At 63.1% G+C, this 13,086-nt stretch carries 14 protein-coding genes and 1 pseudogene; 6 read left to right on the top strand and 9 right to left on the bottom strand.

What is annotated here, in order from left to right; genetic code table 11:
• The first annotated feature begins 120 nt into the window (after positions 1 to 120).
• The gene (locus J3P86_RS12515; protein ID WP_434697848.1) at positions 121 to 579 is read left to right on the top strand and encodes a metallophosphoesterase family protein; all 459 of its coding nucleotides are present in this window, start codon (positions 121 to 123) and stop codon (positions 577 to 579) included.
• Positions 580 to 589: 10 nt separating this feature from the next.
• Here the strand turns inward: J3P86_RS12515 and J3P86_RS12520 are convergent, their stop codons facing one another.
• The 3 genes from J3P86_RS12520 to J3P86_RS12530 form a co-directional block, all read right to left on the bottom strand.
• Positions 590 to 1,492: a sugar phosphate isomerase/epimerase family protein gene (locus J3P86_RS12520; protein WP_434700482.1), complete on the bottom strand. Its 903-nt coding sequence runs from the start codon at positions 1,490 to 1,492 to the stop codon at positions 590 to 592.
• 204 nt (positions 1,493 to 1,696) lie between these two features.
• On the bottom strand, positions 1,697 to 2,866 hold the full coding sequence (locus tag J3P86_RS12525) for a Gfo/Idh/MocA family protein (RefSeq protein WP_434623915.1): 1,170 nt from the start codon (positions 2,864 to 2,866) through the stop codon (positions 1,697 to 1,699).
• A 20-nt stretch (positions 2,867 to 2,886) separates the two neighbouring features.
• On the bottom strand, positions 2,887 to 3,810 hold the full coding sequence (locus tag J3P86_RS12530; protein ID WP_434700484.1) for a TIM barrel protein: 924 nt from the start codon (positions 3,808 to 3,810) through the stop codon (positions 2,887 to 2,889).
• A gap of 127 nt (positions 3,811 to 3,937) precedes the next feature.
• On the opposite strand from J3P86_RS12530, the gene J3P86_RS12535 reads away from it, so the two are divergent.
• The 3 genes from J3P86_RS12535 (at position 3,938) to J3P86_RS12545 (ending at position 5,952) form a co-directional block, all read left to right on the top strand.
• Positions 3,938 to 4,993 (top strand): LacI family DNA-binding transcriptional regulator, encoded by a 1,056-nt coding sequence (locus J3P86_RS12535; RefSeq protein ID WP_434700486.1) that lies wholly within the window; start codon positions 3,938 to 3,940, stop codon positions 4,991 to 4,993.
• A gap of 90 nt (positions 4,994 to 5,083) precedes the next feature.
• Positions 5,084 to 5,650: a chalcone isomerase family protein gene (locus J3P86_RS12540; RefSeq protein ID WP_434700488.1), complete on the top strand. Its 567-nt coding sequence runs from the start codon at positions 5,084 to 5,086 to the stop codon at positions 5,648 to 5,650.
• Complete coding sequence (locus J3P86_RS12545) at positions 5,647 to 5,952, top strand: DUF6482 family protein (RefSeq protein ID WP_434604779.1); 306 nt, start codon at positions 5,647 to 5,649, stop codon at positions 5,950 to 5,952. The genes J3P86_RS12540 and J3P86_RS12545 overlap by 4 nt, the downstream gene beginning before the upstream one ends.
• 16 nt (positions 5,953 to 5,968) lie before the next feature.
• On the opposite strand, the gene J3P86_RS12550 is transcribed toward J3P86_RS12545, so the two are convergent.
• Genes J3P86_RS12550 through J3P86_RS12575 form a run of 6 tightly spaced genes read right to left on the bottom strand, consistent with a single transcriptional unit; the run spans position 5,969 to position 10,934 of the window.
• Positions 5,969 to 6,460 (bottom strand): DUF2878 domain-containing protein, encoded by a 492-nt coding sequence (locus J3P86_RS12550; RefSeq protein ID WP_434700490.1) that lies wholly within the window; start codon positions 6,458 to 6,460, stop codon positions 5,969 to 5,971.
• Positions 6,457 to 7,725: a class I SAM-dependent methyltransferase gene (locus tag J3P86_RS12555; protein ID WP_434700492.1), complete on the bottom strand. Its 1,269-nt coding sequence runs from the start codon at positions 7,723 to 7,725 to the stop codon at positions 6,457 to 6,459. Before J3P86_RS12555 ends, J3P86_RS12550 begins: the two co-directional genes overlap by 4 nt.
• The gene (locus J3P86_RS12560) at positions 7,697 to 8,512 is read right to left on the bottom strand and encodes a DUF1365 domain-containing protein (RefSeq protein WP_434700493.1); all 816 of its coding nucleotides are present in this window, start codon (positions 8,510 to 8,512) and stop codon (positions 7,697 to 7,699) included. Before J3P86_RS12560 ends, J3P86_RS12555 begins: the two co-directional genes overlap by 29 nt.
• Positions 8,509 to 9,756 carry an NAD(P)/FAD-dependent oxidoreductase gene (locus J3P86_RS12565; RefSeq protein WP_434700494.1) on the bottom strand — a complete coding sequence of 416 codons (1,248 nt, stop codon included), beginning with the start codon at positions 9,754 to 9,756 and terminating at the stop codon, positions 8,509 to 8,511. The genes J3P86_RS12560 and J3P86_RS12565 overlap by 4 nt, the downstream gene beginning before the upstream one ends.
• 3 nt (positions 9,757 to 9,759) lie before the next feature.
• On the bottom strand, positions 9,760 to 10,515 hold the full coding sequence (locus J3P86_RS12570; RefSeq protein WP_434700495.1) for an SDR family NAD(P)-dependent oxidoreductase: 756 nt from the start codon (positions 10,513 to 10,515) through the stop codon (positions 9,760 to 9,762).
• On the bottom strand, positions 10,512 to 10,934 hold the full coding sequence (locus tag J3P86_RS12575; protein WP_434623896.1) for a nuclear transport factor 2 family protein: 423 nt from the start codon (positions 10,932 to 10,934) through the stop codon (positions 10,512 to 10,514). The genes J3P86_RS12570 and J3P86_RS12575 overlap by 4 nt, the downstream gene beginning before the upstream one ends.
• A 397-nt stretch (positions 10,935 to 11,331) precedes the next feature.
• On the opposite strand from J3P86_RS12575, the pseudogene J3P86_RS12580 reads away from it, so the two are divergent.
• Positions 11,332 to 12,668, top strand: a pseudogene (locus tag J3P86_RS12580) (flavin-containing monooxygenase).
• A complete protein-coding gene (locus J3P86_RS12585) occupies positions 12,668 to 13,078 on the top strand; it encodes a RidA family protein (RefSeq protein WP_434700496.1) in 411 nt (136 codons plus the stop codon). The pseudogene J3P86_RS12580 and the gene J3P86_RS12585 overlap by 1 nt, the downstream one beginning before the upstream one ends.
• Positions 13,079 to 13,086: the final 8 nt, after the last annotated feature.

Genomic DNA, 13,086 nt, shown 5'->3' on the forward strand with positions numbered 1-13,086 from the left:
CCTTCTACACGACAGGGCTTGGCGCTTCAGCGCGCAGCCTATCCTATTCGATTTCAGCACGTTAGCTAACTGCGACGAGGCAGCTAAAGCTGACGACACACCGTAGGGGAGTAAGGTTTCATGAAAGTGGGCGTGATTTCAGATACCCATGGCCTGCTGCGCCCCGAAGCAATGGCCGCGCTGCAAGGCTGCGAGCGGATTATTCATGCCGGTGATATCGGCAGCCCGGAGATCCTCGAGACGTTGGCCGCCATTGGCGAGCTGCACGTAGTGCGGGGCAACAACGACCTCGGCGCCGATTGGGCAGGGGATATCGCCGACAGCCTGCAATTCGAAATCGGCGGGTGGCAGGTGCTGTTGGTCCACGACATTGCCGATGTGCCGGCGCTGCTCGATGCCGATGTGAGGCTGGTGATCACCGGCCATTCGCACAAACCCTTGATCGAATGGCGCGGCGAGCGGCTTTACCTCAACCCTGGCAGCGCCGGCCGGCGGCGGTTCAAGCTGCCGGTGACGCTGGCGTTGCTGGAGGTAAGCGAACAGGCGATCAAGCCGCGTATCGTGCCGTTGCTCGCCTGACCGGCACGGACTACTTGAAGTACTTGTCCACGTACGCCTGGATTTCCTGGCGCATGAATCGCCCCGAGTCATCCGCGCGTTCTTCCCAGCCGAACACGCACGCTGTGACGATGCCATCGAAGCCGGTCTTGGCCAACTCGCCGAAAAACAGGTCCCAGTCGATCTCGCCCTGGTGCATGTCCATGTGCTGGTGCACGGTCACTTTCGCCCCGGGCGGGTTGACGATGTAGCGCAGCCCCGACGAAGCCTTGTGGTTGTAGGTATCAGCGATGTGGACATGGGCGATCATCGATCCGGCTTCGGCGATCATGGCTTTCATGTCGTCGCCGAAATAGAACGTGTGCGGCGTGCAATAGAGGAACTTGACGTTGTCCGAGCCGAGGGTCTTGAGCATGTCCAGGGCCGGTTGCAGCGTCTCGCACCAGTCTTCCGGATGAGGCTCGACGTTCAATGTGACCCCCTCCGATTCCAGGATCGGCACCAATTCTTCCATGGAGCGCCACCAGGCCGCTTCGCTGGACTCATGGCTGTGTACGCCGCCGCAACAACTGACCTTGTGCCCGCGATCCGGCGACGGTCCGCGCCCGAACTCCGAGTTCATCGTCGTGCACCCCATCTCCACGGCGACCTGGATCGCTTCCTTCCAGTAGTTCACTGCGGCCCGGCGCTCATCCTCGTGAGGGCTGGCCCAGCGGTACATCGGCAGCAGCGAAGCCAGTTGCAGATCATGGTCGCGCAAGGCTTTCTTGAATTCGGCGATGCGTTCCTTGTGGGCGCGTGGGCGGACCCACCACGGCAGGAAGTCTTCCCGGGGCGACAGTTCAAGGTATTCGAAGCCGAGCTCGGCGGTCTTGCGACACAGCTCCGGCAGGCTCAGGTGACGGTGCATGTAGGGATCGAGGGCGATTTTCATTGTTGTTCTCCTTGAGATAAAACCGGTTGCCCGTGGCGAGGGAGCTTGCTGTGGCGAGGGGATTTATCCCCGCTGGGGCGCGAAGCGGCCCCGACATACCGTAGTTAAATCTCGCAGCAGCAGATCATTTGGGACTGCTTCGCAGTCCAGCGGGGATAAATCCCCTCGCCACAGGTGTTAACTTTTCTCCAGCTCAAACAAGGGTTAATAGGCAACCCAGGCTGAATCCTGGTTGGCTGATTCCACGCAGCGTTCGACCCAACGCACGCCGTCCACGCCGGCGTCGATGCCGGGGTAGCGCAGGGCGGCGAGCGCCTCGGCGTCGCCACGGTCGGCGGCGTCCATGGCCAGGGCGAACCGCCGATAAAGGTTCGACCAGGCCTCGAACAACCCTTCGGGATGGCCACCGCCGATACGGTCATCCAGCAGGGCATCGGGGTGCAGGTAGCCCATGCCGCGCTCCAGGGTTTGCACGGGTTGGCCCTGGACTTCGAAGCTGAGCTGGTTGGGGCGCTCATCCCACCATTCCAGGCTTGCCCGCGAGCCGATCACGCGAATCTTCTGGCCGTGCATGGAACCGGCATTGACCGCGCTTGACCAGACCATGCCCATGGCGCCGCCTTCGTATTCCATCAAGGTGTAGGCGTTGTCTTCCAGCGGCGCGCGGCTGGCGACAAAGCTTTGCCGGCTGCACATCAGGCGCTTGATCCTGAGCTCGGGCAGCATCACTTTCGCCAGGTACAGCGGATGAGTGCCGACATCCCCCAGCACATAGCTGGGCCCGGCCTGGCGCGGGTCGACGCGCCACTGGGTCGCCGGGTTCTGCGCCTCCACCGGTGCGCTGTGAAAACCGTGGGCGAACTGCATGTGCACCATGCGAATCTCACCCAGTTCCTGTGCGGCGATCAGCGCCCGGGCCTGTTCGATCAACTGGTGCCCGGCGTAGCCATAGGTGAGGCCGACGATGCGTCCTCTGGATCGCGCCAGGGTTCGCAACGCTTCGGCTTCTTCCAGGGTAAAGCACAGCGGTTTCTCGCAGACCACATGCAAACCGGCTTCAAGCGCGGCGCGGGTGATGGCGTAATGGGTGCCGTTGGGCGTGGCGATCGATACCGCCTGGATGCCATCGGGCCGTTGCGCCTCAAGTTCGAACAGGCTCAGGTAGTCGGCGTAGCAGCGCGTGGGGTCGATGCCCAACTGTTCGCCAAAGGCCCGGCCACGGTCGGGGTCGATGTCCAGCGCGGCGGCAACCAGCTCGAAGTGGCGATCACGCAGGGCGGCCGAGCGGTGGATGTAGCCGATCTGGCTGTGCTCGCCGCCGCCGACCATGGCCCAGCGGATAGGCCGTGCAAGGGTTTTGCTGCCGTTGATCATGAGAGAAGTCCTCGTGCGGGTCAGAAGCCGATGTTGGCGAGATAGGCGCGACTGGCTGCCACGTCGTCCAGGCTGGCCGCGGCGTCGCGCGGGTCGCGTTCCTGTTCGACGGTGATGCAGCCGTGGTAACCCAGCTCTTGCACCAGGCTGTGCAACGCCGGGTAATCGATGACGCCACGCCCGATGGGGCACATCACGCCACGGGCGCAGGCGGCAAAAAAACGGATGTGTTCGTTCAGCACCTGATCGAAAACCGTCGGGTCGATATCCTTGAAGTGCAGGTAGTCCAGGCGATGGGCGTAGGTGCGCAGCGATGCGACCGGGTCCATGCCGGCGTAATAGAGATGGCCGGTGTCCAGGCACAGGCCGGCGACCTCGTGGGGGATGTCATCCACCAGGCGCGCCAGTTCATCGGCAAATTCGATATGGCCGCCAGCGTGAGGATGGATGACGGCACGGATGCCGTAGGTGTGCCAGGCGACCTCGGCGATGGCGCGAATGTGCGTCATCATCGCGCTCCAGCGGGCATCGTCCAGGCGGGGCGCGCGGTCCGAGTGGCCGGCGGCGTAGTCGCGCGCGTCGTGGCCCCAATCGATGATCACCAGGTAGGGACCGGCAAAGCGCTGGCCCGCTTGCTGCTTCATTGGCGGCAATTGTTTGAGCAGCGCGCAGATGCCGTGGGTCTGGCGCAGCAGTTCGGGCAGGTTGGCCGGGCTCACCAGGTCATCGAAAATCGTTCCCGCGACCACTTGCAGGCCAGTCTTGGACAAGGCTGGTTCGAGGATGCCGGCGTCCAGCGGCAGAAATCCGTAGGGTCCAAGCTCGATACCTCGATAACCGGCCTTGGCGGCCTCTTCGAGCACGCGTTGCCATGGCGGCAGGAACGGGTTGCTGACGTCGTCGACGCCCCAGCAGCAAGGCGCGGTGCAGATGTGGATCGTCATGGAGCACTCCGGCGATAGTGTTTTTATTGGCTTGGCCCTGATGCTATTGGGTTGCCGGAAGGGCGGCCATGGGGGCGTGGCTTAATCTGTCAAAACCCCTCATGATGCCGGGCAGAGGTGTCAAGACATGTCAGAAAATCCACGGCGCAAACTGCGTCCCACCATGGCCGATGTCGCTCGCGAAGCCGGGGTCAGCCTGTCTACCGTCGACCGGGTGCTGAATCTGCGTGCCGATGTGCGGGCCGATACCGCCCAACGCATCGCCACCGCCGCCGCACGACTGGGCTTCCATGCCAAGGGCGTGATCGAACAGCGTGTGCTCAACGACCGTCCCACGTTGCGTCTGGGGTTCTTGTTGCAAAAAAGCGGCGTGCCGTTTTACCAGGGGCTGGCTCACGCGCTGTCAAACGCCGCCGCGACTTGCACCCGCGCGCGGATTCGCGTGGTCATCGGTTATCTCGACGATCTTGACCCGGTCAACGTGGCGCAACGCATCCTGGCGCTGCGCGATCAGGTGGACGGCCTGGGGGTGGTGGCAGTCGACCATCCTCGGGTACGCGAGGCCGTTGGCCAGCTGCGCGAGACGGGCATTGCGGTGGTTGCGCTGCTGTCGGAATTGTCGAGTACCGCCGGCACCGGTTATGCCGGTCTCGATAACCGCCTCACGGGCCGTACGGCGGGCTGGTTCATCAGCCGCCTCGCCAGGCAGCCCGGACCGGCGGTGGTCATGCTCAGCAGCCAGCGCTTCCAGTGCCAGGAACTCTGCGAGCTGAGCTTTCGCAGCTATCTGGTGGAGCATTCCAGCGAATGGGAACTGCTGGCCTCGCGCCTGACCCTGGAAGACGATGAGTTCGCCTATGGCAACACCCTCGACTTGCTCACGGCTGAGCCCGATCTGGCGGGGCTTTATGTGGCGGGCGGCGGCATTGCCGGAGTGCTGCGGGCTTTGCGCAGCTTCCAGGCACAGCAACAGCGCCTGCCCATCGTGGTGTGTCATGACCTCACGCCGCTCACGCGCGAAGCGTTGAAAACCGGCTTGGTCCAGGCAGTGTTGTCCCACCCGGTGGTGACGCTGGCCGAACAGGCTGTCGATGCCTTGGTCGAGGCCGCAACGACCGCGCCGACAGGGCCGGTGACCAGGAGAGTGGTTCCGCTTCAGGTTGATGTGCAGGAAAGCGTTTAGCGAAGCGTCCTGCAATTTTTATACAGTATCTGTACAAGTTGTGCATTTTGTACAATTATCGGAGACCTCTGAGAATCCGGAAATTCGTCAATGCACAGCTTTTTCGCAGCCGACAGAGGGCTGCTCGCTATCGTCAGTCTCGCCTTGGCGTTGTGCGCCAACCACGCCGCTGCGGATTGGCGGGCTGAGTTGCCCCAAGCCCGTCTGGTCGGTGAGGCGGAGTTTCGCTGGTATGGTTTTGATCTCTATCAGGCCCGGCTCTGGAGCGCGGCGCCTACTCCGAGCCTGGACACTCCTTTTGCCTTGGAACTGGTTTACCGACGCACGATCCCCCGGCACGCCTTGGTTGAAACCAGTCTCGAAGAAATCCAGCGCGTCAGCGCTACGCCCTTCGGGGCGCAGCGCATGGACGCCTGGGCGGCGCATATGCGGCGGGCCTTTGTCGACGTCAAGCCTGGCACCCGAATCACCGGGCTGAACCTGCCTGGAAAAGGGGCACGCTTTTATGTCGATGGGCGCCTATCTCAAGAGGTCAACGATCCGCTGTTTGCCCGACATTTTTTTGCCATCTGGCTTGATCCTCGTACCCGTAAACCCGAACTGCGTCAGCGTTTGCTCGGGCTTGATCCAACCCGCGCCAGGAGCAGTACGCCATGACCCTGAAGGATCTGGTTGCGCTGGCTGTGGAGGGGCGAGTCGTCGGGCTGGAGCTGCTGTCGCTGGAGGGCGGCATCTACCTGCTGCGAGCTCAGCTGGATGGACAAACACGCACATTGCTCGATGAGTCGGGACGTACGTTGCATGTGCGCTCCACGACGCATCTGCGCGAGCTGCTGCGTGACGTTCCACGCTTGCCTTGCATGCTGGTGCAGCAGGTCGTCCATGATGAAATGTGCGGCCAGCGTGAAGAGCCAATCGCGCCGTTACGGTTGCCGATTTTCCTCGATGAGCCTTGGTAAGAACCGCCGCGCCGGATCAGCGCGGGTCGGCCAGACGCACGGCCAATGGCAGCCACATCGCCCATAACGGTGCCAGGATCAACGCGGTGCCGGTTACGCCCAGCGGCAGCGTCACGCCAGCCAGCGGAGCGCCGGCACAATAGGCGAGAGGGCCACCAAGCATGCCGGCCAGGGCGCCACGCCAGACGGGGCTGCCTGCCCAGGCCAGGCTATGCCGCAAACCCGTGGCGAAGACCAGCCAGAGCAGGGCCAGCCACAAGGGCAAGGGGCTCTCGTCGAACCCGAACAGGCCCAGGGCGCCGAGGCTCCCGTCCAACAGCATCCCGCTTGCCCCGACACGCAACAGCGCCTGGCACTCGCTTTTCGGATCGGGACACAACCCCAGATGGACGCCTAACCCGGCGACGACCGCCAGCAGCCATGCAGGCTGTTGCGCACCCAATACACAGCCCCACCAGCCCAATTGCAGCCAGAGCGCATTGCCTATCAGCCAGCTGCGGCTCTTCATCCTTGCAGGTGTTCCTGCAAGGGCACCGGGCGCGCCGCTGGCGCAGCGAACAGCAGTTGCGCGACACCGATCGCACGCTCCTGGAATCCGCCTTCGCAGTAGCACAGGTAGAATTCCCAAAGGCGCTGGAACGTATCGTCATAGCCCAGCTCCAGCAAGGCCTGGCGCGATTGCCGGAAGTTGTCGTGCCAGTGCCGTAGCGTGCGCGCGTAGTGCTCGCCGAAGTCCTCCAGGTGCAACAGGTTGAGCGGCGTCTGGGAGCTGGCGGTCTGCAACAACACCGACAGCGAGGGCAACGCGCCCCCTGGAAAGATGTGGCGCTGGATGAAATCCACCGAGCGGCGGGCCTGCTCGTAGCGTTGGTCACGGATGGTGATGGCTTGCAACAGCATCAACCCGTCGTCCTTGAGCAGCGCGGCGCAGCAGCGGAAGTATTCGGGCAGGTAGCGATGGCCGACCGCTTCGATCATTTCGATCGACACCAGTTTGTCGAAGCGTCCCTCCAGGTCGCGGTAGTCCTTGCGCAGCACTTCGATGCGTTGTTGCAGGCCGAGCGCCTCGACACGTTGGCACGTGTGCGCGTATTGCTCCTCGGAAAGCGTCGTGGTGGTGACCCGACAGCCGTATTGGGTGGCGGCATGGATAGCCAGGCTGCCCCAACCGGTGCCGATCTCCAACAGATGGTCACCTGGGCGCAGGTCGAGCTTGCGACAAATGCGTTGGAGTTTGTTGATCTGCGCCTGTTCTAGGCTCTGGTCGGGATTTTCGAACATGGCCGCCGAATACATCATGGTCGGGTCGAGCAAGCGTTCGAACAGGCTGTTGCCCAAGTCGTAGTGGGCCATGATGTTGCGCAGCGAGCCTTTGCGACTGTTGCGGTTGAGCCAGTGCAATCCGCGCAGCAACGGCCGCCCCAGGCGAGCGAGGCCGCTGTCCATCGCGTCGAGCACGCTGAGATTGGCGACGAACAGGCGAGTGACGGCAGTCAAGTCATTGCTGCGCCAGTAACCTTGAATGTAAGCCTCGGCGGCACCGATCGAACCGTTGCCAGCGACCATGCCCCAAACGGCATTGTCGAGTATCTCGATGTCGGCCACCAATGGGCTGGTCGCGTCGCCGAAGCTCAGGGGCTCGCCCTCCAGCATCAGGCGCAGGTGGCCATGACGCAAACGGCGCAGTTGCGCGAGTACGGCCTGTTTGAACAGACCGCCGCTCAATGGGCAGGTACCGCCGGCCTTAGTGACGCTCAGGGTGGGTTCGGACATCGTCAGGATCCTCATGGACAGGTTCGCCGACACTCAGGTCGCCATGGCTGGCCTGGTGGTCGTGCAGGGGCGTGCGTTTGAAAAGCAGGCGCAGCGCCTGCCAGTAAATGGCGCTAACGGTGCGCAGGCTCATCCACGGGAAGGCCAGGAAATAACGACGCAATGCCGGTGCGTCCAGGGGCGCACGTTGCAAGGCAAGGTCGGCCTCGAACACCTTGTGGCCGGCACGCCAGTTCTCCATGCGTACGCGGATGCGGGTGTCCTGGATCAAAAAGCGCATGCGGTAATCCATGTCCCGTGGCAGGAAGGGTGAGACATGGAACGCCTTGGCGACCTGGAACGCATGGGGCTCGCCAGGGCTTGCCGGCAACACATAATGGTGGCGCTCGCGCCAGGGGGTGTTGCGCACTTCGCAGAGAATTGCCACCAGGCGCCCGTCGGCTTCGTGGCAGAAATAGAAACTCACCGGGTTGAACGACAGGCCCCAGCTGCGCGGTTGGGTCAGCAGGTGGATCGCGCCTTGGGGAGCTGATCCCAGAGCCTGCTCGACGATCGTCCGCACCGCTTGGATCAGCGGAATACCTTCACGGGTCAGGGCCGGCAGGTAATCACGTTCTCGCCAGCACAACGGGGCCATGCGCCACGGGCGCAGCAAACGCGACAGGCCGAGCACCTGTTCCTGCTCGGCGAGGTCCAGGTAAAGCATGCCGATCGGGTAGCGAAACGCGTGCACCCGTGGCGTCTGGCGTCGGTGGCCGATCCAGCCGTGACACAAACTGCTGTTCAAAGGGTTTCTCCGAAATGCCGCGCCACGGCAAGCGCACTGACCACGCCATCCTCATGAAAACCGTTGGCCCAGTAGGCACCGCAGAAATAGCTGTGCTGGCGTCCTTGCAGATCGCCCTGGCGTGCCTGTGCGGCCACGCCGGCGAGGCTGTATTGGGGATGGGCGTAGTCGAAGCGCGCGAGTACCTGGGTCGGGTCCACCGACTCGCTTTGGTTGAGGCTCACGCAAAACGTCACGGGGGCATCCAGGCCCTGGAGGATGTTCATGTTGTAGGTCAGCGCGGCCGGCGTCTCGGGCGGGCCGCCAAGCCGATAGTTCCAGCTCGCCCAAGCCTTCCGGCGCTGCGGCAACAGGCGGGTATCGGTATGCAGCAGCACCTCGTTGCGGGCGTAGGCCAGCGCACCGAGCACCTCGGCTTCAGCGACGCTGGGCGTTTCCAGCAAAGCCAGGGCCTGGTCGCTGTGGCAGGCGAATACCACCTTGTCGAACCGCTCGATACCACGACGGCTGTGCACGGTGACCCCATCGGCGTCGCGGCTTACCCGGCGCACCGGGCAATCGAGGTAGATATGCTCGCGCAAACCCGCGCACAACGGCTCGATGTAGCCGCGCGATCCGCCTTCGATCACCCGCCATTGCGGACGCTGATCAACCGACAGCAGGCCGTGGTTGTGACAGAAACGCAGGAAAAACTGCAGCGGGAATTCCATCATCCCAGCCGGTGACATCGACCAGATCGCCGACCCCATGGGTAGGATGTATTGCTCGATGAAACGTCGGCCGTAACCTTGGGCGTGCAGGTAATCTCCCAGCCGGGTCGAGGCATCGATGCGCTGCGCCAGCAGGTCTGCGGTCGCCTGCCGGTTGAACCTGAGGATATCCAGGAGCATGCCCCAGAACCCCGGCGACAGCAGGTTGCGTCGTTGGGCGAACAGGCTGCCCAGGGTGTGGCCCTTGTATTCCAGGCCGCTGGCCGGGTCGTGCACCGAAAAGCTCATCTCCGTCGGGCGCGAAGCCACGCCCAACTGGTCCATCAGGCGAATGAAGTTGGGGTAGGTCCAGTCGTTGTACACGATGAAGCCGGTGTCCACGCCGTAGCGTTGGCCTGCCCATTCGACATCCACCGTATGGGTATGCCCGCCGATCCGGTTGTCGGCTTCGAACAGGCTGACCTGATGCTGGCGAGACAACAGATAGGCGCAGGTGAGGCCCGAGATACCGCTGCCGATAATTGCGATGCGCATGCTTCAAGCCTCCCCGGATTTGCGCGCCAGGCGCCGGCCGAGCGCCAGCCGCCAGCGTGCGGGCAGATGCCCGAGCAGCCGCATGATCACGATGAACAACCCCGGAAACGCGATTTCCAGAGGGCGGGCAGGCAGTCGCCGTGCGATGTGCCGGGCCGCGCGTTCGGCCGGCCAGCGCATGGGCATCGCGAAATCATTGCGCTGGGTCAGCGGCGTATCAACGAATCCGGGGCTCACCAGCGTGACGTCGATGCCCTCGGCGGCCAGGTCGATGCGCAACGATTCAAACAGGTAGCGCAACGCGGCCTTGGATGCGCCGTAGGCACCGGCGCGCGGCAGGGCCAGCCAGGTCACTGCGCTGCACACCGCGACCAGATGCGGGTTCTGGCCTCGACGCAACAAGGGCAGGGCGGCTTCCAGGCAGTGGTAGGTGCCCAGCAGGTTGGTATTGAGCACCCGTTCCACCAGGCGCGCGTCGAAGTGTCCCGGCTCCAGGTATTCGCAGGTGCCGGCGTTGAGAATCACCTGATCGAGGGCGCCCCATTCCCGGTCGATGTGCTGGATGATCGCGACTACCTGATCCCGGTCGGTCAAGTCGCCCGGGAGCACCAGGACCTGATCCTGATAACGGTCGGCCAATGCTTGCAGCGGGCCGGCTTGCCGCGCGCTCAACGCCAGGCGATGACCTTGTTCAAGCAACACCTTCGCCAGTTCGGCACCGATGCCGCTGCTGGCGCCGGTCAGCCAGATGCGGCTCATGCCAGCCTCCGCTTGAGCCAGCGAATGAGCGGCCCGAACACGGGCAAGTGCTCGTAGAGCAGGGCGCCGGCATCAAAGAAGTCCCGGTGTGAATAGACCCGATCATTCCAGCGCAGGTAGCTGCAGCCGGGCAATTCGACCGGCGCGCCGGCGTTCAAACGTGGGTGCCGAAAGCGCAGGGTCCAGCGCAGGTAACCTTCGCCGGGAGCGATTTCGTCATACCCTTGGAACTCGTAGTGCAGATCGCTGACATTGGCGTAGAGCTGGGCGAAATATTCGCGCAGGGCAGGCAGGCCTTCGATCCGGTGCAACGGATCCTGGAACAGCACGTCGGCGCTGTAGAGCCTGTCGAGCTGGTCCAGGCGACTGGCGTCCAGCGCGGCGAAGGCGTGGGCGAAACCCTTGAGGAATGCGGACATGTCAGGCTCCGAAAGTTGTACATAATATTGTTCATGTACAAGTTTTCGGAGCGTACTGCATGGATTGTACGAGTTAAAGCGTTTTGTATAAGTATTTTACGATTTTGTACAATTTACTCGGGCGTGGCTGGATACCCAGCCGTTTCAACGCCAACACGAGAAATTTGAGATCAAGGCGTTTGCGGCTCGACCGGTCTGAATGCACCGTTAAAGCGCTTTTATCTGCCCGTTTTTGCCCGCGCCGCCCTTGCTTGGCGCAGTTTTTTGCCTGCCAGTTTTTTCCTTCCCAGCCGCAATAAAAAGCCTCGTTTCGCAAATCCCCACCTGCCAACACAATCGCCTCGACAGCTCGTTTCGAACAACAAGAAATCAGAACCCGAGGCGGCGCCATGCCGACCTGAACCAGACCCTCTGCCGGAAGTGCCAGACATGCCCGTTGAAACCCTACTTATCGATACGCTTGTAATAGGCGCCGGCCAGGCCGGTGTCGCCATGAGTGAACATTTGAGCCGCCAGGGCGTGCCGCATCTGGTGGTGGAGCGCAACCGCATTGCCGAAGCCTGGCGCACGGCGCGCTGGGATTCGCTGGTTGCCAATGGCCCGGCCTGGCATGACCGCTTTCCAGGACTGGAATTCGAAGGGCTCGATCCGGACGCCTTTGCTTCCAAGGACCAGGTGGCCGAGTACTTCGAAGCCTATGCACGCAAATTCGACGCACCGATCCGCACCGGCGTGGAGGTGCGCAACGTCGAGCGCAATGCCGGTCGCCCGGGCTTCGCCATTGAAACGTCGAACGGCCGGATCGAGGCTACCAACGTGGTGGTCGCCACCGGGCCATTTCAGCGGCCCGTCATCCCGCCCATCGCGCCTGACATGGCTGCGGTGACGCAGATTCATTCGGCGCAATATCGCAACCCCGCGCAGTTGGCCGAGGGCGCCGTGCTGGTGGTCGGCGCCGGGTCGTCGGGGGTGCAGATCGCCGATGAATTGCAGCGCGCCGGCAAGCGGGTCTACCTCTCGGTGGGCGCCCATGATCGTCCGCCGCGGGCCTATCGCAACCGCGATTTCTGCTGGTGGCTGGGGGTGCTGGGCGAGTGGGACGCCGAAGCGGTCAAGCCAGGCAAGGAGCACGTGACCATTGCCGTGAGTGGCGCGCGGGGTGGGCACACCGTGGATTTCCGGCGGCTGGCCCATGAGGGCATCACGCTGGTGGGACTGACCCGGGCGTTCAACGGCAGCACGGTGAGTTTCGAACCCAACCTCAATGAAAACATTGCCCGTGGCGATGAAAACTACCTGGCATTGCTTGACGCCGCCGATGCCTACATCGCGCGCAACGGCCTGAATCTGCCGCCCGAGCCCGAGGCACGTCGGCTATTGCCCGACCCGGAATGCATGACCCAGCCGATCCTGGAACTGGATCTGACCGAGGCGGGCATCAGCACCATCATCTGGGCCACCGGGTATTCGGTGGATTACAGCTGGCTGAAAGTCGATGCGTTCAAAGCCAACGGCAAGCCACGGCATCAGCGCGGGGTCTGCAGCGAGCCGGGCCTCTATTTTGTCGGCCTGCCATGGCTGTCGCGGCGGGGCTCGGCGTTCATCTGGGGCGTGTGGCACGACGCCCGGCACATCAGCGACCACATCATCAAGCAGCGCACGTATCTCGATTACCGGGATGCCTCCCAGCGCCAGTCGCAACCTTCGAAAACCAGCCTCATGGGAGTCCGCTGATGCCTACTCATACTCGCATCCGCATGTTCAACACCAAAGACACCTATCCGAACCAGACGCTGGACAACGACCTGTGCCAGGCGGTTCGCGCCGGCAATACCGTGTACGTGCGCGGTCAGGTCGGCACCGACTTCAACGGTCAAATGGTGGGCCTCGGCGACCCACGGGCCCAGGCCGAACAGGCCATGCGCAACGTCAAGCAACTGCTGGAGGAAGCCGGCAGCGACCTGAGCCATATCGTCAAGACAACCACCTACCTGATCGACCCGCGCTACCGCGAGCCGGTGTACCAGGAGGTCGGCAAATGGCTCAAGGGCGTATTCCCGATTTCCACCGGGCTGGTGGTCAGCGCCCTCGGCCAGCCGCAGTGGCTGATGGAAATCGACGTGATTGCGGTCATTCCCGAATAAGGAGCACG

The organism is Pseudomonas sp. D1-1, from assembly GCF_051132225.1.
GTDB lineage: Bacteria > Pseudomonadota > Gammaproteobacteria > Pseudomonadales > Pseudomonadaceae > Aquipseudomonas.